At 63.3% G+C, this 21122-nt stretch carries 18 protein-coding genes, 1 tRNA gene and 1 pseudogene; 5 read left to right on the plus strand and 15 right to left on the minus strand.

What is annotated here, in order from left to right:
* Positions 1-10: 10 nt before the first annotated feature.
* The 4 genes from BAUR9175_RS07230 to mfd all read right to left on the minus strand — a co-directional run bounded on the left by BAUR9175_RS07230 (position 11) and on the right by mfd (position 5345).
* The gene (locus BAUR9175_RS07230; protein WP_101583356.1) at positions 11-826 is read right to left on the minus strand and encodes a tyrosine-protein phosphatase; all 816 of its coding nucleotides are present in this window, start codon (positions 824-826) and stop codon (positions 11-13) included.
* A complete protein-coding gene (locus BAUR9175_RS07235; RefSeq protein WP_009884002.1) occupies positions 823-1305 on the minus strand; it encodes a MazG nucleotide pyrophosphohydrolase domain-containing protein in 483 nt (160 codons plus the stop codon). The genes BAUR9175_RS07230 and BAUR9175_RS07235 overlap by 4 nt, the downstream gene beginning before the upstream one ends.
* 106 nt (positions 1306-1411) lie before the next feature.
* The gene (locus BAUR9175_RS07240) at positions 1412-1606 is read right to left on the minus strand and encodes a CsbD family protein (RefSeq protein ID WP_096161593.1); all 195 of its coding nucleotides are present in this window, start codon (positions 1604-1606) and stop codon (positions 1412-1414) included.
* Positions 1607-1751: 145 nt separating this feature from the next.
* Positions 1752-5345, minus strand: coding sequence for a transcription-repair coupling factor (gene mfd, locus BAUR9175_RS07245; protein ID WP_009884004.1), 3594 nt, complete (start codon positions 5343-5345; stop codon positions 1752-1754).
* A gap of 379 nt (positions 5346-5724) precedes the next feature.
* On the opposite strand from mfd, the pseudogene BAUR9175_RS07255 reads away from it, so the two are divergent.
* Positions 5725-6891 (plus strand): annotated as a pseudogene (locus tag BAUR9175_RS07255) (arylsulfotransferase family protein).
* Between the two features lie 106 nt (positions 6892-6997).
* On the plus strand, positions 6998-7750 hold the full coding sequence (locus BAUR9175_RS07260) for a rhomboid family intramembrane serine protease (protein WP_009884006.1): 753 nt from the start codon (positions 6998-7000) through the stop codon (positions 7748-7750).
* Positions 7751-7759: 9 nt separating this feature from the next.
* On the opposite strand, the gene pth is transcribed toward BAUR9175_RS07260, so the two are convergent.
* From pth to BAUR9175_RS07290, 6 genes are all read right to left on the minus strand, one after another.
* Positions 7760-8359, minus strand: coding sequence for an aminoacyl-tRNA hydrolase (pth, locus tag BAUR9175_RS07265; protein ID WP_009884007.1), 600 nt, complete (start codon positions 8357-8359; stop codon positions 7760-7762).
* Positions 8360-8549: 190 nt separating this feature from the next.
* Complete coding sequence (locus BAUR9175_RS07270) at positions 8550-9191, minus strand: 50S ribosomal protein L25/general stress protein Ctc (RefSeq protein WP_009884008.1); 642 nt, start codon at positions 9189-9191, stop codon at positions 8550-8552.
* 160 nt (positions 9192-9351) lie between these two features.
* The gene (locus BAUR9175_RS07275; protein ID WP_009884009.1) at positions 9352-10389 is read right to left on the minus strand and encodes an alpha/beta fold hydrolase; all 1038 of its coding nucleotides are present in this window, start codon (positions 10387-10389) and stop codon (positions 9352-9354) included.
* A gap of 103 nt (positions 10390-10492) precedes the next feature.
* Positions 10493-11464, minus strand: a complete 972-nt coding sequence (locus BAUR9175_RS07280; RefSeq protein WP_009884010.1) for a ribose-phosphate diphosphokinase — start codon at positions 11462-11464, stop codon at positions 10493-10495.
* Positions 11457-12914 carry a bifunctional UDP-N-acetylglucosamine diphosphorylase/glucosamine-1-phosphate N-acetyltransferase GlmU gene (gene glmU / locus BAUR9175_RS07285; RefSeq protein WP_101583361.1) on the minus strand — a complete coding sequence of 486 codons (1458 nt, stop codon included), beginning with the start codon at positions 12912-12914 and terminating at the stop codon, positions 11457-11459. The genes BAUR9175_RS07280 and glmU overlap by 8 nt, the downstream gene beginning before the upstream one ends.
* A gap of 32 nt (positions 12915-12946) precedes the next feature.
* A tRNA-Gln gene (locus tag BAUR9175_RS07290) sits at positions 12947-13018 on the minus strand.
* A gap of 63 nt (positions 13019-13081) precedes the next feature.
* Here BAUR9175_RS07290 and BAUR9175_RS07295 point away from each other — a divergent pair.
* The gene (locus tag BAUR9175_RS07295) at positions 13082-13498 is read left to right on the plus strand and encodes a hypothetical protein (RefSeq protein ID WP_101583363.1); all 417 of its coding nucleotides are present in this window, start codon (positions 13082-13084) and stop codon (positions 13496-13498) included.
* A 136-nt stretch (positions 13499-13634) separates the two neighbouring features.
* Complete coding sequence (locus tag BAUR9175_RS07300; protein WP_101583365.1) at positions 13635-16187, plus strand: UvrD-helicase domain-containing protein; 2553 nt, start codon at positions 13635-13637, stop codon at positions 16185-16187.
* Positions 16188-16266: 79 nt separating this feature from the next.
* Here BAUR9175_RS07300 and BAUR9175_RS07305 read toward each other — a convergent pair whose 3' ends face one another.
* The 4 genes from BAUR9175_RS07305 to purN form a co-directional block, all read right to left on the minus strand.
* On the minus strand, positions 16267-16449 hold the full coding sequence (locus tag BAUR9175_RS07305; protein ID WP_009884014.1) for an antitoxin: 183 nt from the start codon (positions 16447-16449) through the stop codon (positions 16267-16269).
* A gap of 139 nt (positions 16450-16588) precedes the next feature.
* Positions 16589-16927: a hypothetical protein gene (locus BAUR9175_RS07310; RefSeq protein ID WP_009884015.1), complete on the minus strand. Its 339-nt coding sequence runs from the start codon at positions 16925-16927 to the stop codon at positions 16589-16591.
* A 4-nt stretch (positions 16928-16931) separates the two neighbouring features.
* A complete protein-coding gene (purH, locus tag BAUR9175_RS07315) occupies positions 16932-18515 on the minus strand; it encodes a bifunctional phosphoribosylaminoimidazolecarboxamide formyltransferase/IMP cyclohydrolase (protein WP_101583366.1) in 1584 nt (527 codons plus the stop codon).
* A gap of 49 nt (positions 18516-18564) precedes the next feature.
* Positions 18565-19185 carry a phosphoribosylglycinamide formyltransferase gene (gene purN, locus BAUR9175_RS07320; RefSeq protein WP_009884017.1) on the minus strand — a complete coding sequence of 207 codons (621 nt, stop codon included), beginning with the start codon at positions 19183-19185 and terminating at the stop codon, positions 18565-18567.
* A gap of 105 nt (positions 19186-19290) precedes the next feature.
* On the opposite strand from purN, the gene BAUR9175_RS07325 reads away from it, so the two are divergent.
* Positions 19291-19737, plus strand: coding sequence for a hypothetical protein (locus tag BAUR9175_RS07325; RefSeq protein WP_009884018.1), 447 nt, complete (start codon positions 19291-19293; stop codon positions 19735-19737).
* A 36-nt stretch (positions 19738-19773) separates the two neighbouring features.
* Here the strand turns inward: BAUR9175_RS07325 and BAUR9175_RS07330 are convergent, their stop codons facing one another.
* The gene (locus BAUR9175_RS07330; protein ID WP_101583368.1) at positions 19774-21054 is read right to left on the minus strand and encodes a cell division protein PerM; all 1281 of its coding nucleotides are present in this window, start codon (positions 21052-21054) and stop codon (positions 19774-19776) included.
* Between the last annotated feature and the right edge of the window lie 68 nt (positions 21055-21122).

A 21122-nucleotide genomic window follows, 5' to 3' on the forward strand; every position in this document is an offset into this window, starting at 1 on the left:
GCTCTCCGGCTCAGCCCTGGACGGATTCTTCGCGGTTCACGGGTGCCAGCAGCTGTCGGCGCAGCTTCTCCGGACTCTCCGGGGCCATTCCATGCTCAAGCAGATAGGCCTCGACACCGTTCTCGCCGTACTTGCCCTCGATGGAGTCAAGGATTTTGGCCATGAGTTCCGGCGGTGCCGCTGTTGCGGTCTCGGCGAGGTTGCCGGAGATGCCGGCATCGGCGAAGTTTCTGACGATGTTCTCGAGGAAGCCGCCGGACAGGTGCTGCGAGGTGATTGCGTAGTCCTCGAGGATCTCGTGTCGGCCCACGACGAGGAGGATCTGGATGAATGCGGCGACCACTCCGGTCCGGTCCTTGCCGGCAGAGCAGTGGAAGACCACGGCCACGCCACAGCTTTGTGCAACGACGTCGACGGCCATGGCCAGGCGGGTCCCGAAATGGCCGATCATGAGGTCATAGATCTTGCTCAGCGAGCGATCTGAGAGGTCCATGCCGGTCGCTTCGGCGGCCTTTTTCATCTCCTCGCGGCTGAGCTGCTTCGCGGGGAAGAAATGATCATCGAAGATGGGCAGCTCGATGTGGTTCACACCGAGTCCATCAAGGGCGTCGGGCAGCTTGGACCGCTCCCCCACGTCACGCAGATCCACGACGGTGGTGATGCCGAGTGCTCTGAGGTCGGCACGCGACTTGTCTGTGAGCTGGGCGAGTCCGTCGGCGCGGTAGACCTTGCCTGTGGCGACGGTCGTATCTCCCGCCGAGGTGGGAGATCCTCCGATGTCGCGGAAATTGAATGTGCCTTCGATGTCGATGCGATCCAAGCTCACTGATTATCGTCTTTCTGCTGCTTCTCTTCGGTCTTGATCCGGCGGTACTCGCGTTCGACGTCTTCGAGCTCAGGCATCTCGTCGTCACGACTGTCCTCACCGAAGGCCAAGGGGTGGCGTCGGATGAGCTTTTCCTCGAGTCCGTCGATGATGAGTCCCAGTGTGTGGCCGTAGGGAGCGGACCCGCTCTCATCCAACAGGGCCGAGTGGAAGAGGACCTGGTAGAAGACGTCTCCGAGCTCCTCGACGACGGCCGCCCGGTGCGCAGGACTGGCATCGCTGCGGTAGTCCTCGAGCGCTTCGATGAGCTCTTCGGTTTCTTCGCGCGCATACTTCTCGAGACTTCCGTGGTCCTGCTTGCTCGACCAGGGGCACCGGCGACGCAGAGTCGCCATCGCCTCGATCGCTCCCTGCGTCTGTGCCGGGGTGACGCCGGTGGTCCCGGCTTCGACGACATCAGCGCTTGAGGTGTCGTTCAAGCCCGATACCCTTGACTGCTCCACTGCCGTGCCGCCTTCCGATTCCTCACTGGCCGAACAATAAGAATGACCCCCACCGCGGGTGCGATGGGGGCCGAATTCCTCATTACTTGCTGAACTTGTCCTTGACGTCTTTGCCGAGGTCCTTGACCTTCTCACCGACCTGCTTGGACTTGCCCTTGAGCTGCTCAGCAGACCCTTCGGCCTTGAGCTCGTCGTCGCCGGTCATGTCGCCGACGGTCTCCTTGGCCTTGCCGGAGAATTCTTCAGTCTTGTTGTCGAACTTGTCGTCAAAACCCATGGTGGCTCTCCTTAAGTCGCACGGTACGTCTGTACCTGTATTCGCACTCTACGCTAGCAAGAGCGGTCGAATGTGGACTTTCAGAATACGTGCAGATTACCCTCACGTCGATCATCACAGTTCCGGGCCTGCGACCTCGCCACGATCACACTCCGGCCTCGACGACTTCGGAGGCAACGACCGGCACGATCGCATCGAGGAACTGGTGAGCCCAACGCAGGATGTCGGAATCGGTCATCTCCTTGGCATCGAAGCCGCTGCCGGACATCGGCTTGGGTACGAGCACCGACCTGATCGCCGGCTTGAGCAGAGACTTCGGGTAGAGCCGCTTGAGCCGCACCACCTGCGAATCTTCAAGTTCGAGCGGACCGAAGCGCACGAAGTTGCCTTGGACGACGATGTCGTTGATCCCCGATGCTTTGGCCCTGATCCGCAGCCTGGCGACATCGGCGAGCACTCCCACGGACTCCGGGTAGGGCCCGTATCTGTCGACGAGCTCGTCGAGGACTTCCTGCAGTTCGCTCTCGTTCGTCGCGGCGGCCAGCTTCCGATAGGCCTCAAGCCGCAGCCGTTCGTGGTCGACGTACTCTGCCGGCAGATGTGCGTCGACGGGCAGCTCGATGCGCATATCGGCCTCGGGCTCGGTGTCCTCCCCGCGGAAGTTGGCGACGGCCTCCCCCACGAGCCGCACGTAGAGGTCGAATCCGACCCCCTCGATCTGTCCGGACTGCTGTCCGCCGAGGAGGTTGCCGGCACCGCGGATCTCGAGGTCCTTCATAGCCACCTGCATGCCGGCGCCGAGCTCTGTGTGGGCGGCCAGCGTAGTCAGACGGTCGTGAGCCGTCTCCGTGAGTGTCGTGTCTGCCGGGTAGAGGAAATAGGCGTAGGCCCGTTCCCTGCCACGACCGACCCGACCGCGCAGCTGGTGCAGCTGCGAGAGTCCGAAGCGATCAGCGTGATCGATGATGAGCGTGTTGGCGTTGGAGATGTCGATGCCGGTCTCGACAATCGTCGTGCACACGAGCACATCGAACTTCTTCTCCCAGAAGTCAACGATGACCTGTTCCAGGCGCTGTTCGTTCATCTTTCCGTGGGCAATGGCGATCCTGGCCTCGGGAACGAGTTCGGCGATGTGGCCGGCCACGGATTCGATGTCCTTGACTCTGTTGTGGATGTAGAAGACCTGGCCCTCGCGCATGAGTTCGCGACGGATCGCGGCCTTGATCTGCTTGTCTTCCTTCTTACCCACGTAGGTCAGCACCGGATGGCGCTCCTCGGGCGGGGTGGCCAAGGTCGACATCTCTCGGATGCCGGTCACGGCCATCTCCAGGGTTCTTGGGATCGGAGTTGCCGACATCGCGAGCACGTCCACATTCGTGCGCATCGCCTTGAGCGTCTCCTTGTGTTCGACGCCGAAGCGCTGCTCCTCGTCGATGATGACCAGGCCCAGGCTCTTGAACCTCACCTCGCCGCTGAGCAGGCGGTGTGTGCCGATGACGAGGTCGAGCTTGCCTGCGGCCAGATCTTCGACGACCTTGTCCGACTCCTTCTTCGTCTGGAAGCGAGAGAGCGCCCCGACAGTGACGGGGAAGCCTGAGTAGCGTTCGGCAAACGTTTCGAGGTGCTGCTGCACGAGCAGAGTCGTGGGCACGAGCACGGCGACCTGTTTACCGTCCTGGATCGCCTTAAATGCCGCACGGACTGCGATCTCGGTCTTTCCGTAGCCGACGTCGCCGCAGATCAGACGGTCCATTGGGACTGCCTTCTCCATGTCGCCCTTGACCTCGTCGATGGTCGTGAGCTGATCGGCGGTCTCCACATAGTGGAAGGCGTCTTCGAGTTCACGCTGCCATGGTGTGTCCGGCCCATAGGTGTGGCCGACGGTGGCCTGTCTGGCCGAGTAGAGGCGGACGAGTTCGCCGGCGATCTCCTTGACCGCCTTCCTGGCCTTGGCCTTCGTCGTCGACCAGTCGGAGCCGCCCATCTTGTTCAGGGTCGGACTCTCCCCGCCGACGTAGCGGCTGACCTGGTCGAGGGCATCGCTGGGCACGTACAGACGGTCTCCGGGCTGACCGCGCTTGGCCGGGGCGTATTCGAGGATGAGGTACTCACGAGTGTGCTTGTTCGGGCCCTTGCCCGTCGTCCGCTGCGTCATCTCAACGAATTTGCCGACACCATGCTGGTCGTGGACCACGAAGTCGCCGGGCGCCAGGTTGAGCGGGTCCACCTGGTTGCGTTTGCGCCGAGTGGGCAGGCGACGCATGTCCCTCGTCGAGGTGGCTGCTGCGCGTCCGAGCACATCGGCTTCGGTGAGGACGGCCAGTTTGAGGTCGTCGAAGACGAACCCGCCGAAGGGTGCGGCGGTGGTGACGGTGACCAGGGCCTCGGGGAGGTCCGCCGGGTCGTCGACGAAGGTCGCCGGCACTCCGGCTTCCGAGAACACCTCGACCATGCGCTGGCCCGGCCCCTGGCCTTCGGTGAGGACGAGGATGCGCCACTTGTCGTGGATGAGTCCCTTGACGTCGGTAAGGATCGCTTCGACGTCGCCGGCATATCCTCGAGGTGCGCGAGCCGGTACGGGGAACAGGTTCTCCGTCGGTGAGACGAGTTCTTCATCGGTGGAGAAGCCGCCGAGCTCCCACCAGGCCAGGCCGATGAGGCGAGCGCCCTCCTCCATCTCCTCCATCGTCCGGAAAGTCGCTGCGGACAGATCGATCGGGGATTCTCCGCCGGCTGCGGCCCCTGACCACGCAGCCTCGAGGAATTCGTTCGTCGTCACAACGAGGTCGGCGGCCCTGGCGTGGACGCGTTCGGGTTCGGTGATGATGATCTTCGTGGCCTCAGGCAGCAGAGCGATGATCGGCTCCATGCCATCGGCCAACACGGCAGACAGCGATTCCATACCCTCGACGGCGACACCGCCGGCGATCTTGTCGAGCATGTCCGAGGCGGCCGGCAGCGTCTGGGACAGCGCGGCGGCACGTTCGCGGATGGAGTCGGTGAGCAGGAGCTCACGACAGGGCGGGGCCGAGAGAGTCAATGGCTGAGCATCCGCCTCGGCGGGAATGGACCTCTGGTCGCTGACGGAGAACTCGCGGATCTCGTCGATCTCGTCACCGAAGAATTCGATGCGCAGGGCATGCTCGTCGGTCGGTGGGAAGATGTCGACGATGCCGCCGCGAACCGCGAACTCACCTCGGCGGGAGACCATGTCCACTCGTGAGTAGGCCAGTTCGGTCAGGCGTTGGGAAAGCTGGTCGATCTCGTATTCGTCTCCGACGCCCAGTTCCACCGGCTCGATGTCTCCGAGCCCCTTGACCAAGGGCTGCAGGAAGGCGCGGACCGGGGCGATGATGAAGGCCAGGTGTCGGTCCGGGCTGGGGTGGGCCAGGCGGTGCAGGATCTGCAGGCGCTGCCCGACGGTGTCGGAACGAGGTGAGAGCTTTTCGTGTGGGAGAGTCTCCCAGCTGGGGAAGATCGCGATCGAATCTTCGGCCACCCAGTCCGCCAGCGACCGGGCCAGGTCCTCGGCCTCACGGGTCGTGGCCGTGACGATGAGCTGTGGTGCCGAGGTGGTCGAGCCGGAATCGGCGGACACGAGCGTTCGGCGCAGGATCGATGGCCACAGTCCCCTGATCGCATCGATCGTCCCACCGGTGGTCTCCGGGTCGTTGAACGCTGAGACGAGGTCAGTGATGGTGGGGTTCTGGCGTGTGAGATCGAGTCCATTGAGCACCATGCAATTCTAAGCCACGGGCCGGACACGAGAAACGACAACGCCTGTGCTCCGCACTCTGCGCGCGCGGACGTGTGAAGATGAGAGTATGTCTTACCGCGCTCTGTTCGCATCTGTGGCGGCCGCGACGCTGCTCCTGTCAGGATGTACCGCTGAAGAAGAAATTCCCCAACCCGATCGTTGGGATTTCCACAGCAGACCCGACCTCAACCCGCCGCAGATCGACATCGACGTCACCTCTCCCCCACCGAAGGAAGAGAAGGACCTCACGACGTTTATCGCCCCCAAGGGGCAGACCGCCGCTGATGAGGAGTCATGGGTCGGCGGGCTCATCCTCGACTCGGCCGGAGAGCCGGTCTGGGCGCGGCAGGGTTCGGGACAGATGTGGGACTTACGGGTCCAGGAATACCAGGACGAACCGGTCCTCACCTGGTGGGAAGGTCTGGCGCAGACCCCTGAAACGGCAGGCGAGGTCGTCATGCTCGATGACAGCTACAACGAGATCGCCCGGGTCGGCATGGGTGGGGACCTGGCGCACAAGACCTCGGATCTGCACGAGACGACGATCACCGACGACGACACGATGCTTCTCCTGTCCTACATCAAGACCCAGACGGATCTCAGCTCTGTGGGAGGTGCGAAGGACGGCTGGGTCTAGGAGGGAGTCGTCCAGGAGGTCGACATCGCCACCGGCGAACCCGTGGTCGAATGGCGGACTCTCGATGACGTTCCCGTCGACCAGACGGAGTCGAAGCTCAAGGACGGCGAAGGCACGGAGGAGGAGCCGTTCGACTACATCCACCTGAACTCGGTGTCCGTCGACGACGACGGGAAGTCTCTGCTCGTCTCTGCCCGCAACACGCACGCGATCTATCAGCTCGATCGCAAGGACGCTGACCTGCAGTGGGTGCTGGGCGGATCCGCCAGCGACTTCGAGATGGGCGAAGGCGCGGCCTTCGCCTGGCAGCATGATGCTCAACGCCGCGATGACGGCAAGATCACTCTCTTCGACAATCATGCCGCACCCCGCCTCGGCGATTCCCGGGGGTTGCGCCTTGACGTGGACGAAGAGGCGAAGAGGGCCACGGTCGACACCGAATACCCGGCTCCCGATGATCGTTCCTCGGGAAGTCAGGGCAATTTCCAGGAGTTGGACAATGGCAACGTGTTCATCGGCTGGGGTTCAGAACCGTACTTCTCCGAGTTCACCAACGATGGCAAGCTGCTCTACGACGCGACGTTCACGGGCGGCTCGAACTATCGGGCCTATCGCTTCGACTGGCAGGCGACCCCGTCGGCACCGCCGACTGCGACGAAGTCCGAACCGGGCGAGGGCATCACACGCGTGCATATGAGCTGGAACGGAGCGACCGAGGTCGCGGCCTGGCGCATCCTCAGCGGTGACAGCGAGGAACAGCTGACAGAGACTGCGGTCGTCGACCGAGAAGGCTTCGAGACCGCCGCCGATGTCACCCCCACCGGTTCCCGGATCGTCGTCGAGGCGCTGGATGAGAACAAGGAGGCGATCGGCAGCACAACGGTGGAGTGAAGCCCCCGAGATCTCAAGACTGTAACGGGCCTAACGGATCGGACACGATTGTCTCCGCGCCCCGGTTCTTCGGCGTTCTCCAAGCTTCATCACCCACAATTGAGACATGAGTTCCGACCAGTCCCCTCGCTTCACCTCCGCAGAATCCCAGTTCATCTTCGGCAACGATTCAACCGCCTCCGATTCCCCCAGGTCAGGCGGCCACACACAGGCAGGCTCGCCCAAGGTCGCCAATCTGCGCACAAGCGTCAGCCGCGATCATAGGCTCGCGCGTTTCGTCCCCGTCATCGCCCTTTTGGCGCTCATGTGGGTGATTGAGATCATCGACACCCTCCTGCCTGCTGATCTCGATATGCTCAGCCTGCAGTCCTGGAACCCGCTGTCGCTCTACGGAGTGGTGACCTCTCCCCTGCTGCACTCGGGATTCGGCCATCTCACGGCCAATACGTTCCCGTTCCTCATCCTCGGCCTGTGCATCGCCATTGAGGGCCAACGTCGATTCTGGCTCGTCACCGCCATCACAGCAGTGGTCTCCGGTCTCGGCGCCTGGCTGACGACTCTGCCGGTCGGACAGCACATCGTCGGTGCCTCAGGCATCGTGTTCGGGTTCTTCGGATACCTGGCGGTGCGCACCTGGTTCACCGATGACATTCTCCGCAAGATCGTCTACTTCGCCCTCGGCTTCTTCGTCTTCATCACCTTCGGCGCATCGATGATCTTCGGGATGCTGCCCCAGGACAACGGGATCTCCTGGCAGGGTCATCTCTTCGGCTTCGTCGGCGGCGTCCTCGCCGCCTGGATCATCCACCGCAAGCGTCAGGGTGTCACTTCAGGGAAGGCACCGACTGCCCAGCAGTGACCGCCACTGTCATTTCGAGTGGTATTTGAGTTGGACCTTCTCGAGTCCCTCAACGATGTACATCTCCACAGCATCGGCGATATCCGAGATGAAGATCGGCAGTGTTGCGCGTTCGTCCTTGGAGAAGGGCTTGAGCACATAGTCGGCGGTGTCCTGGCGGCCCAGAGGCCGTCCGACGCCGGCGCGGATTCGGGGATAGTTCTTCGTCCCCAGCGCCGAGGTCATTGATCGCAGTCCGTTGTGTCCGCCCTCTCCCCCGCCGACCTTGGCCTTGATGGTGTCGTAGGGGATGTCGACATCATCGTGGACGGCGATGATCCGGTCGGTGTCGATCGAGTAGAAGTCGGCGAGCTGTCTGACCGGCCCGCCCGATTCGTTCATATAGCCCGTCGAGGTGGCCAGGACCACTCGCGGTCCGGGAACGCCGGGGATCGAGCCTGTCGGCAGTCGGGATGTGCCGACGTTGGAGCGCAGCTTCGTGCGGGTGAGATTGACGCCGATGCGGTGTGCGAGTTCGGCGATGACCATCTGCCCGATGTTGTGTCGCGTCGTTTCGTATTTGGGGCCGGGATTGCCCAAGCCGAAGACCAGCCATGCTTCGTTCGTCATCGTCGTCCTTCGCTCGTACTGTGTCCGTGCCCATCGAGGTCGCCTGAATGGTCAGGAGCCCCTGTTTGTTCCGTGTCTGCGAATTCCTTCGTTCCTGCGAAACGAATTCGGTGGGCCGTTTCGTCAACGACCCACCGAATTCACAGCTCAGGCTGCGCCCATCATGCAGGCGCATCCGCAGAAGCCGAGGTCACTCGTCCTCGGTCTTCTCCTCTGCTTCGCCTTCTGCAGCTTCTTCGCCCTCTGCAGCTTCCTCGGTGGTCTCTTCTGCATCAGACTCGGTGTCCATCTCGGCCTCTTCCGAGACGTTGACGACGAGCATCTCAGGATCGGCGGCAAGCTCGATGCCCGAAGCCAGTTCGATCTGTCCGGCCAGAACGTGCTCACCGGCGGCGCGGCCGTCGATGGTGACCTCGATGTACTCAGGCAGCTTGGTGGCGTCGGCCTTGATGAGGATGGTCGACTCTTCCTGCTGAACCATGGTGCCCGGTGCGGATTCGCCGATGAGGTGAACGGGAACGTCGACCTCGACCTTTTCGCCGCGCTTGACGATGATGAGGTCGAGGTGCTCGATCTCACGTGTCACAGCGTCGGTCTGCACGTCGCGGGCGATGGCGAGAACGTTCTTGGCACCGTCGGTGCTTTCGATCTCGAACAGGGCGTTGGCGTGCTTGAGTGCCATCATGGTGGCGTGGCCGTCAATCGAGATGTGCACAGGGTCTCCGCCGTGTCCGTAGACGACTGCGGGGATACGTCCCGCGCGGCGGGTCCGGCGGGCAGCGCCCTTGCCGAATTCGGTGCGGGGTTCGGCGATGAGTTTGAAGTCAGCCATTTTCTCTCCTTCGTGGTGTCCTTATCTTGCAAGCACCACGGCGAAACAGCCTTCAACCGCACTGTCGCTGCTCGATTCGGCCGCGATGGGCCGGTCAGCGCTGTGGGTCAGGACCGCGTCGATAACGGAAACATGTGTTTCCCTCGCCGAGGCAACCCCATCATTCTAGTTCACCGTCACCGATGGCACCAAGTCGGGACACCACCGCCGTCGCGCAGGCATCGATTCCGGTCTCGGTGAGCAGGATGTCGTAATGGTTCGTACCCGGCACGTCGATGACTGCCATCTCCTCCCACCGCTGCCGGTAGGCGGCCACGAGCTCAGGTGGGTAGAGTCCCGGCTCGGATGCGACGAGGTCACGTTCGGCGAAGAGGAACGTCACCTCGGCCTGGCGTCGCTGACTGCTCATCACCGCCGCCAGGGAGTTGTGATAGGCGCCCCCGGAGTACATGTCGGCGAAGTCGGCCTGCATCGCCTCGACTGGGGTGGAGGGTTGGAAGCTGTGATCGTCCTTGGCGGCAAGGTCGTAGACGAAGCTCTCCGTGGCCACGGTGTCGAGCCCGTCGACGAAGGCCGGGTGCGCGGCGAAGAAGGCGAGGTACTCCTCGACCGAGCCGAAGGACATCGACAGCCTCTCGGCGGCCGGACCGAGGACCGGGGCGATGAGATCATCGGTGTCCAGGTCCTGGTCGTAGAGATCATCGAGCGCTTGCGAGCCGCTGCCGCTGCCTGCCTCCGGCACGGACAGCGGGAGTCCCCCGTCGATGAGGACAGGTCCGCGGAAACGGTCGGCCACCTCGGCGTCGGAATCGACCCCAGCGCCCATCCCGGCCAGGGTCATGGCGACGAAGCCGCCCATGGAATGTCCGACCAGTGTGACCGGACCGGGTTCGGCGAAGGTGTCGATGGCGGTGAGGACGTCTTCGGCATGGGCCTTCATCCCGAACGGTGGGCCCAGCAGATGGGAGTCGGCGCGTCCGCGCAGGTCGGGGCCGATGATGCGCACCCCGGGCAGCGCTGAGACCAGACCGGCGAAGAACAGATGGTTCGAGGTGATGCCGTGGATGACGCACACGGTGGGGACGCGGCCGGGCTCGAAGGCCACCGGTTCCCAGACGCCGACGGACAGTTCGCCGCCGGAGACGCTGACTCGGTACCGATTGTAATCGTGGGACGACATCGTCACGGTTCCCTTCACTCTGTTGTCTCCAGTGTAGAGGGAACCTCCCGAGGCAGAACGAACCCCGAGCCGAAAGATCGGCTCGGGGTTCGAATCAGATGAAGCGTCGGCGGAAGGTACCTCAGACCTCGAAGAGGCTGGTGACCGATCCGTCTTCGAAGACCTCGTGCACGGCGCGGGCGATCAGCGGAGCGATCGAGAGCACGGTGAGCTTGTCGAACATCTTGTCCTCGGTCAGCGGCAGCGTGTTCGTCACGATGACTTCCTGCGCCACGGAGTTCGACAGGCGTTCGACTGCCGGGCCGGAGAACACTGCGTGCGTCGAGACCACGATGACTCCGGTGGCACCGGCGGCCATGCAGGCATCGGCGGCTTGGACGATGGTTCCGCCCGTGTCGATCATGTCATCGACGAGGACGCAGGTGCGGCCCTCGACCTCACCGACAACGCGGTTGGCCTTGGTTTCGTTCGGACGTGTGATGTCGCGCGTCTTGTGGATGAATGCCAGGGGCACTCCACCCAGCGAGTTCGACCAGTTCTCGGCGACCTTGATGCGACCGGCGTCGGGTGAGACGACGGCGAGGTCGCCGGGGTACTTGTCCTTGACGTAGCCGGCGAGGATCGGCATTGCGATGAGGTGATCGACCGGTCCGTCGAAGTAGCCCTGGATCTGCGCGGTGTGCAGGTCGACGGTGATGATGCGGTCGGCACCGGCCGTCTTGTACAGGTCGGCCACGAGACGGGCCGAGATGGGCTCACGTCCGCGGTGCTTCTTGTCCTGACGGGCGTAGGGGAAGAACGGTGCGATGACCGTGATCCGCTTCGCTGAGGCGCGCTTGAGAGCGTCGACCATGATGAGCTGTTCCATCAGCCATTCGTTGATGGGCGCACTGTGCGACTGCAGGACGAAGACGTCGCAGCCACGGACCGATTCGGAGAACCGGACGTAGATCTCTCCATTGGCAAAGTTGTAAATGTCGGTGGGGAGGAGCTCCGTCCCCAGGTTCTCAGCGACTTGTTCAGCGAGTTCGGCGTTCGCACGCCCACTGACCAGGACGAGCTTCTTCTCGCCTGCTGTCGTTATTTCATTCACTTGCCGGTTCCCCTTCAGATGCGGCCTCGGCTGCCTGCGCTGCAGGTGTGCCGGGGCGGTTGCTGACGACCCAGCCCTCCAGGTTACGCTGTGGCGCCACGGTTATGGCAAGCGCTCCCGCAGGGACATCTTTGCGCACTGTTGTGCTCGCACCCGAGTAGGCGCCGTCGCCTACCGTGACAGGGGCGACGTACATATTGTCCGAGCCCATGCGTGCGTGCTTTCCGACGACGGTGCGGTGCTTGTTGACACCGTCGTAGTTGACGAAGACCGATGCGGCACCGATGTTGGAGCCCTCACCGATCTCGGCGTCGCCGACGTAGGACAGATGCGGCACCTTCGCGCCCCGTCCGATGTCGGCGTTCTTCGTCTCCACGAAGGTGCCGATCTTCCCATCCTCGCCGAGGTTGGTCCCAGGTCGCAGGTACGCGAACGGTCCGACCTTGGCTCCGGGGCCGACGACGGCCAGTTCCGAATGGGTGCGCACGACCTGTGCCCCGGCACCCACCTCGGTGTCCTTGAGGGTCGAGTCGGGACCGACCACGGCACCGGAGGCGATGTCGGTGGCACCGAGGAGCTGAACACCGGGAAGGATGGTGACGTCCTCACCCAGAGACACGTCCATGTCGATCCAGGTGGTGTCGGGGTCGATGATGGACACACCGGCGCGCATCCACTTCTCGCAGACGCGACGGTTGAGTTCCTTGCCGAGGTTGGCCAGCTGCACACGGTCGTTGGCGCCCTCGACCTGCCACAGATCCTGGGTGGCCGTGGCGGCGACGGAGTGACCGGCGTCGCGGGAGAATCCGATGACGTCGGTGAGGTACTTCTCGCCCTGGGCGTTGTCCGTGGTCAGTGAGGCGAGACCGTCGCGCAGTGCCGCGGCGTCGAAGGCGTAGATGCCGGAGTTGATCTCCCGGATGCTGCGCTGGTCTTCGCTGGCGTCCTTCTGCTCGACGATGCGCAGCAGTGAACCGGAGGCGTCGCGGACGATCCGTCCGTAGCCGTTGGGATCGTCCACCTCGGCGGACAGGACCGTGACGGCATTGTGCGAGGACTCGTGGACCTCGACGAGGCTGTTGATCGTGTCCGCGGTCAGCAGCGGCACATCACCGTAGGTCACGACCACGGTGCCGGAGAGATCCTCGGGCAGCTGGGTCAGCGCGCACTCGGTGGCGCGGCCGGTGCCGGGGACTTCATCCTGATCAGCGATGAGAACGGTCTGCGTCGAATTGATCGACAGTGATTCGAGGTGGGAGACGAGCTGGTCACGCTCGTGCCTGACGACCACGACGAGGTGTTCCGGGGTGGCACCTGCTGCTGCCGAGATGGAGTGGTGGAGCAGGGATCGGCCGCCGATCGGGTGCAGGACCTTCGGCAGGGTCGACTTCATACGGGTGCCTTGGCCAGCGGCCAGAACGATGACGGCGGTAGGTCGGGTCTGCGACATTCTAGAATCCTTCGCAAGTCGGATTGGGCCAGCTCCGCCCATAGGATTCGAACCTATACTGCACGGCTCCAAAGGCCGGCGTGCTGCCATTACACCAGGGCGGAACAGCGTGCGCCAGTAGAGGGCCCGCGCTCACGAGACACCATCATGCCACTACGATGAACCGTATGGAAATTCTTCGCGAGATTTTAGTGGCCCTGCATCTGATCGGAATGGCGATCATCGTGGGTGGATATTTCAGCCTCATCCGCTCCCCCAAAGTCGCCCCGGGCATGCTGCACGGCTCCTACTTACAGCTGATCACCGGGATTCTCCTGCTCGGCCTTGCCGAGATGGGTGACGGCGAGGTCAAGCACATGAAGATGGGCATCAAGCTCGTCATTGCGATTCTCGTCACCGTCTTCGCATTCATCGGCAATAAGAAGCAGAAGGCCTTCGCCTCCGGCACTCTCAATGGTGCTCCCGCGGGAGCCGGCGCCGACGCAGCAGTGGCGACCGGAGTGAAGAATCCTTCGGCGACGATGGCGCATCTGGTCTTCGCCGGAGCGATCATCAACGTCCTGGTGGCCGTCTTCGTCCACTGATCGTCACCTCTCAATATTCGCCGAGGCGGCCCCGTTCCGATCACCAGATTTACGGTGATCGGAACGGGGCCGCCTCTGTGTTCGGCCTTCACCTCTTTTCCCTGCGTCAGCGCCGGACGGTATCGTTGATCCGGACATGACTGCTGCAGCTGAAAACATCGAAGAAGCCACGCCGGGAGCCGACTCACGTGCGGCCGAACTCCTCACCGGACTCAACCCACGACAGCGCGAGGCCGTTGCCCACACCGGGTCACCGCTCCTCATCGTGGCGGGTGCCGGTTCAGGGAAGACGACGGTTCTGACCAGGCGTATCGCCTATGCGTTGGCCACCGGTCGGGCACACCCCGGTGAGGTCCTGGCGATCACGTTCACGAACAAGGCCGCCAAGGAGATGGCCGAGCGTGTGCGCTCCATCGTCGGTCCCGCTTCGCGTGCCATGTGGGTCTCGACCTTCCACTCCTCCTGTGTGAGGATCCTCCGCCGGGAGGCGAAGGTGCTGGGCATGAAGTCCAACTTCACGATCTACGATTCCCAGGACGCGCAGCGGCTCGTGTCCCAGATCCTCAAGGAACTGGGCATCGACACGAAGAAGTACACCCCGCGGTCGATGCTGCACCGAATCTCCAATCTCAAGAACGATCTGCAGACACCCGATGACTTCATACCCCGGGCGAACAATCCGGCCGATGAAGTCCTCGCCGATGTGTTCAAGCGCTACACCTCCCGTCTGCGGCTGGCCAATGCCTTCGACTTCGATGACCTCATTTCTGAGACCGTTCACCTGTTCGGAGCCATCCCCGAGGTGGCCGACTTCTACCGCCGACGGTTCCGGCACATCCTCGTCGACGAGTACCAGGACACGAACCCGGCCCAATATGCCCTGATCAAGGCTCTGGCCGGTGATGGGGCCGGCGGCGCCACCGGTGCTGAGCTGACGGTCGTCGGCGATTCAGACCAGTCGATCTATGCCTTCCGCGGGGCCACGGTGCGCAACATCATGGAGTTCGAGAAGGACTTCCCCAATGCGGAGACGATTCTGCTGGAGCAGAACTATCGCTCCACGCAGAACATCCTCGATGCCGCGAACGCTGTGATTTCGAACAATCAGGATCGCAAGGACAAGAAGCTGTGGACCTCGGAGGGCACGGGCGAAACCATCGTCGGCTGGGTGGCCGAGAACGAACAGGCCGAGGCTCGCTTCATCGTCGACCGGGTCGATGAGCTCATCGACAATGAGAAGTACACCTACGGTGACTTCGCCGTCTTCTATCGCACCAACGCCCAGTCACGTGCCATCGAAGACGCCCTGGTCCGCTCGGGCATCCCCTATAAGGTCGTCGGCGGCACACGGTTCTACGAGCGCAAAGAGATCAAGGACGCCCTCGCGTATCTGCGTGTGGTGGCCAACCCCGATGACGATGTGAATCTGCGACGCATCCTCAACGTCCCCAAACGCTCCATCGGCGATCGCACCGAGGGCATCGTCGCAGACTTCGCCGACCGTGAGGGCATCAGCTTCTACACGGCGCTGGGGCGCCTTGACGAGATCGTCCACCTCTCTGCCCGAGCGAAGACCTCCGTGGCGAAGTTCTATGACCTCATGCGTGACCTGGCGGCCACCGCCGAGGCGGCTCCGCTCTCGCGGGTCATCGAAGCGATCCTCGAGCAGAGCGGCTACCTCGAGTCGCTGCAGAAGAGCACCGACCCGCAGGACGAGTCCCGGGTCGACAACCTCGCCGAGCTGGTGGCCGTGGCCGAAGACTTCGTCGCGACTCGGGCCCTGGCCGATGCCACAGACGACGAGGACGCCGATGACGCGGACGCAGAAGCAGCCGAGACCGGCTCAAGCACTGCGGTCGACGAAGGCTCTTCAGCCGAAGACGGCGATGCGGGCGACAGCACCGACGACGCAGGCGCAGACGCTGCGGATGAGGGCCGCGATGCTCCTTCCGCCGGCGGTTCATCGATCGAGGCCTTCCTCGAGCAGGTGGCGCTGGCCTCCGACACCGACCAGATTCCTGATGCCGAGCTCGGCCAGGTCACGCTCATGACCCTGCACACGGCGAAGGGACTGGAATTCCCGGTCGTCTTCCTCACCGGACTCGAGGACGGCGGCTTCCCCCATGCCCGATCCTTCGAGAACCCCAGTGAACTCTCCGAGGAGCGGCGCCTGGCCTATGTGGGTCTAACCCGGGCGCGGCAGCGCCTGATTGTGACTCGTGCCGAGACACGCAGCATGTGGGGCCAGCCGCAGTACAACCCGCCGAGCCGGTTCCTGTCCGAGATCCCCGAGAGCCTCATCGAATGGGAGAACACCGGCACCTTCTCATCCAGCATGGGCGGCGGCTTCACCTCCGGCGGCTACGGCGGAGGAAGCCTCGGCGGCGGCTACGCCAGCTCACGCAGCGGCGGATTCGGCTCTTCACGTGGATCGAGCAGGTCCTCTGGCTCACGCTCAGGATCCGCGAACTCTTCGTCGCCTGTGGCCGGTTTCCCGAATCGGATCCGACCCAACCGAGAGGTCATCACCGTGTCGGTGGGAGAGAAGGTCTCACACGAGTCCTTCGGTCTGGGAACTGTGACGGAGGTCAACGGCGTCGGTGACAAGACGGTCGCGGTCGTCGACTTCGGCTCCTTGGGCACGAAGCGCCTCCTGCTGCGCTACGCCCCCATCGAGAAACTGGGCTGAGGACATAAAAGAAGCGCCGAGGTGAAATGAAATTCACCTCGGCGCTTTTCCATGCCGGACGCGGCGATGGAATTAAAAGTCACTCATTGCCAAGTTTTCCGTCGACTCCGTCGCGACCCTGGTTGATCTGGTCTTCGAACTTGCCGCCGGTCTTGTCATTGGCGAAGTCAGTAGCCTTATCCAGACCCTGATCGCTGAACTCTTCACCCTTTTCGCTATTCACGGCGTCCTTGGCTTTGTTTGTAAGATCGTCGAGTCCCATACTGTCTCCCTTCAATGGAAAAGGTTCTTGCGAACCTTCTTACACCACTCACCCTGCCACTTATTCCGCTTCGGTGTAACCGAAGATTCCCGTTTTTCAGGGAATGCACAAAGTAACCGATTCTGTGAGCTCGGTAGCTTCAGCGCGACTCCGGGACGACGAACGCCAAAGCCACGAGAACCACAGCGAAGATGAGGCCGGTGGCGATGTCGACGGTCTTCGATCGATTGGTCCAGACCTCGGCCCAAGGTTCGGGCATTGCGCGCATCATCGCCAGTCCCGCCGGCACAACTGCCAGCACGATCGCACCGAGATGGAAGTCGATGAGGGTACATGCGGCGGCGATCAAGATTCCCAGCAGGCAGCCCAGAAGAACCCAGTCGCGCAGGACAGGGTTCGCGTAGCGCCGTTTCCAGTAGATCCAGCGCTTGGCGATCGGGCCGCGCCCACGCCTGGCATGGCGTGGGTGGGCCTTCACCTTCTCAGTGGAAGAAATGGCGGCTCCCGGTCAGGTACATGGTGATCCCCGCCTTCTCCGCGGCTGCGACGACCTCTTCATCGCGGATGGAGCCACCTGGCTGCACAACCGCGCTGATGCCGGCATCGAGGAGGATCTGGAGTCCGTCGGCGAAGGGGAAGAACGCGTCCGAGGCGGCCACTGCGCCCGTTGCCCTCTGTTCACCGGCGCGCTCGACGGCCAGCTTCGCGGAGTCGACACGATTGACCTGGCCCATGCCCACGCCCACAGAGGCACCGTCCTTGGCCACGAGGATTGCGTTGGACTTCACTGCCCGGCAGGCCTTCCACGCGAATTCCAGGTCGGCGAGCACCTGTGGTGCAGCGGCCGGGCCTGCGGCCAGCGTCCAGTTCTCCGAAGCATCTCCCTCGGCCTGGAACGCGTCGCGGTCCTGGACGAGGAATCCGCCGGTGATCGGCTTGATCTCAGCAGGTGCGAAGTCGACGTCACCGAGTTCGAGCAGACGCAGATTCTTCTTGCTCGAGAGCAGCTCCAGCGCTTCGGCTGAGAATGAGGGTGCGGCCAGGCACTCGGTGAAGATCGGCTTGATCGAGGCAGCCAGCTCGGCGTCGACCTCGCGGTTGGTGGCGATGACGCCGCCGTAGGCCGAGAGAGGGTCGCATTCGTGGGCTGCCTTGTGGGCGGCGGCAGCGGTGTCGGCCACCGCGATTCCGCAGGGGTTGGCGTGCTTGATGATCGCCACGGCGGGACGGTCGAAATCGAAGGCGGCGCGGATGGCGGCGTCGGTGTCCGTGTAGTTGTTGTAGGACATGGCTTTGCCGCCCAGCAGGTTCGCACCGGCGATTCCGCGAGTTCCGTCGGAGTACACGGCTGCAGCCTGGTGTGGGTTCTCGCCGTAGCGCAGGTCGGTCAGCTTCTCCCCCGTCACCCCGGCGAATGCGGGCTGCCCGGCAGACTGAGTTTCCTCAGCGGATGCGCCGTCGTCAGCACCGGAGGCGATCTCGGCGGCGAACCAGGAGGCCACAGCCGTGTCATAGGCGGCGGTGTGGGCGAAGGCGCGGGCGGCGAAGCTGCACCTGGCCGCGAGATCGAAGCCCTGTCCCTGGGCCGCTTCAATGACCGCGGGGTAGTCGCTGGGGTCGGTGATGACGGAGACGCCTGGGTGGTTCTTCGCCGCTGCCCGCACCATGGACGGCCCGCCGATGTCGATCTGCTCCACGCAGTCGTCGAAGCCGGCGCCGCTGGCCACGGTGTCGGAGAAGGGGTAGAGGTTGACGATGACGAGGTCGAATGGCTCGATCTCGAGCTCTTCGAGCTGGCTCATGTGGTCCGATTTGCGCGAATCGGCCAGAATGCCGGCATGGACCCGCGGGTGCAGGGTCTTGACCCGACCTTCGAGGCATTCGGGGAACCCGGTCAGCTCTTCGACCTTCGTGACCGCAGCACCCGCCTCGGCGATCTTCGCTGCTGTCGAACCGGTGGACACGATCTGCACACCGGCGGCGTGCAGTCCGCGGGCCAGGTCCTCCAATCCCGATTTGTCGTAAACGCTGACGAGCGCTCTTTTGATCGCGCGGGTTCCTGTCACAAGTCCTCCTTGAAGGCTCGATTGCCGTTTCGTGCGGTTGGTGAGTGGGTCAGACTGGGGACGCCGAGGTGGCATATCCGCTGACGTGCCGTCCCTCGATGCTGAGGTCATGGTGGGCAAGATGAGTCAGGAGCCGTACGAGCTCGGCCCGCTCCTGGGTCTTGATGCGTTCGTGCACCGTGTCTTCTGTGTCCACGTCGCTGACGGGGACCGCGAACTGGGTGATGATCGGGCCCGTATCGACTCCTGAGTCGACGAGGTGGATGGTGCCGCCGGTGATGCGCACACCGTGGGCGAGGGCATCTCGCACCCCATGCGCGCCGGGGAATGCCGGCAGCAGAGCCGGGTGCGTGTTGATGATGCGATTGTGGAAGGCCGCGATGAACGTGGGCCCCAGGATCCGCATGAACCCGGCCGAGATCACCCAATCTGGAGTCAGATCTGCGACGGCGTCACGCAGCTGGAGGTTCCAGTCCTCGCGGCTTGCACAGTCCTTGGGCCGGACGACGAAGGTGGGAATCGAGTGGGCATTCGCGCGGTCGAGAACACCTGCCGTCTGCGAGTCCGAACCGACGCCGACGATCTCGACTCCACGCTGCGCATCTGCAAACGCGTCGATGACTGCCTGTGTGAGGGTACCGGAGCCGGATGCCAGAAGAACGATGCGCACAGACCCATTCTAACGTTTGTATCTCCGCCTGTCGGTCAGGGCACCAGAATACGGACTCTCTCTGCCGTCAAGGCTTTTGTCAGTGGACTATGACAAACTATTCGTGTGACGTCACCAAACAATACTGAAGAGAAGAGCGCGCCCACTCCCGAAGAGGAGAAGCAGGCCGCACCCGCTCGACATGGCCTGGTCCTGATCCTCCTGATCCTCGCCTCGGTCCTGACGTTCACGTATCCGCTGCCGTTCAAGGTCGCGGCCATCGGTTTCGCCATCGCCGCTGTCGTCTGGGCGATTCGCTACATCGTCGCTGTCGTCAGGACGAAGCAGAAGCGCAACATGTCCCTGGGCATTCTGGGTGGCCTGCTCGCCCTCTACCTCATCTTCTCGACGATGTCGTCCGTCGTCCTCTGGCCGGTTCAGTCGAAGTATGAGGAATGCGTGCGTGATGCCATCACGCAGCAGGCCCAGCTCTCATGCACAACGGAGTACCAGACCGGACTTGGCGACTGGTTCAAACAGCTCACCGGCCAGGAACTGCCCGGCACGAACTGAGCCATCTCCGGCTGTGGATCAGGCCCCGCCCGTGGTTCAGTCCTCGTCGGAGTAGTCGGTGCGTCGTTCTTCGGCGATGTGGCCGAAGGGTTCCTCGTCATCGTCGAAGTCGTCCCGGTCACCGGAGAACCCCGACGCGGCCTGCATGTCGGAGAGCCTGGTCAGCAACAGCCCGACAGCCATGCCCACCGCCACCCATAGGGTGATGACCAGCGCAGAGGTCAGCGGAGAGGGCCCGAATGCCGACAGCCCCAGTGGCCCCATAGCTCCTCGCGCGAATACGGCAAGGACCTGGAGCACGACGAACAGTTTGACTGCGGCGGTCGCCAGCCCGGCCCACGAGGCTCCCATCACCTGGCGGGCATGATCTCGGCCGAGGATGACGCTGAGGACTCCGAGCAGGACGAGCAGCACCGGTGCCGCAGCCGTCCATGCCGGATAGTCGCCGACGAGCAGCTGGAGCACAGGCACATGTGGGACCGGCCCCGTTGCGGTGTGGAAGACCGAACTTGAACCTCCGACTCCCACGCTCACACCGGCGCCTGCGATCCAGGACAGTGTAGCGAACAGGATGCCAGGGGCGAAGAGGATCTGGATGACGAGCAGGCCCACGCCGGCAGACAGGGGTGAACTGTAGACCTGCAGCGATTCGCTCAGCTCGCTCCACCTCAGCACGATGCCGGCGGCGATGACGAGGACAGCGAGGAACGCCGAACCCCACAGCAGACGCTTGACCAGATGACCGCCAGCCGCCCAGACCTCGCTGTCGAGATCCCGAAGTCGCGGAATGTCATCGACTCCGCGCACCCAGAGGAACCCGGCCGCCGAGGCAGACAGCAGCAGGAGACCGATGCGGAGGAAGCCCAACGGTGTGGGGCTCCCCTCCCCCAGCAGCAAGGTCAATGAGACCATGGGAACGGCATACGCGAGGACGTACGTCGCCAAGGCGATGCCGACCTGCTTCCACCCCGCGGCGTCCACGATGTCAGCGTCAGCGGATTCCTCTTCGGTGATGCTGGCGACCAGACGCTTGGCGCCTGCGGCGAAGAAGAACCAGACGCCGAGTGTGACCAGGCTCGGGGCCAATGAGAAGTCGAAGCCTATCGTCGACACGCTCAGCCCGTGGGCGACGCCCCACAGGGCGAATGCCCACTCCGGGATAATCGAATACGGCAGCTGTGAACCGAGTCCGATGATCCAGAATACGGTGGCGATGACGAAGGCCGCGGGGACGGCGATGAGGTCGATTCGCAGTGCCTCCAGCAGCCCCAGCAGGACTGGCTGGCGGTGGGTTCGAGGGTGCGGAGAAGTGTGCATCTCTTCCATTTTCGCTGACTCGGCACCTGCTTCCCGGTATTGACCACGCGATTCTCTTTAGTGGGAAG

The organism is Brevibacterium aurantiacum (assembly GCF_900169065.1).
In the GTDB taxonomy this organism is placed as follows: Bacteria; Actinomycetota; Actinomycetes; order Actinomycetales; family Brevibacteriaceae; genus Brevibacterium; species Brevibacterium aurantiacum.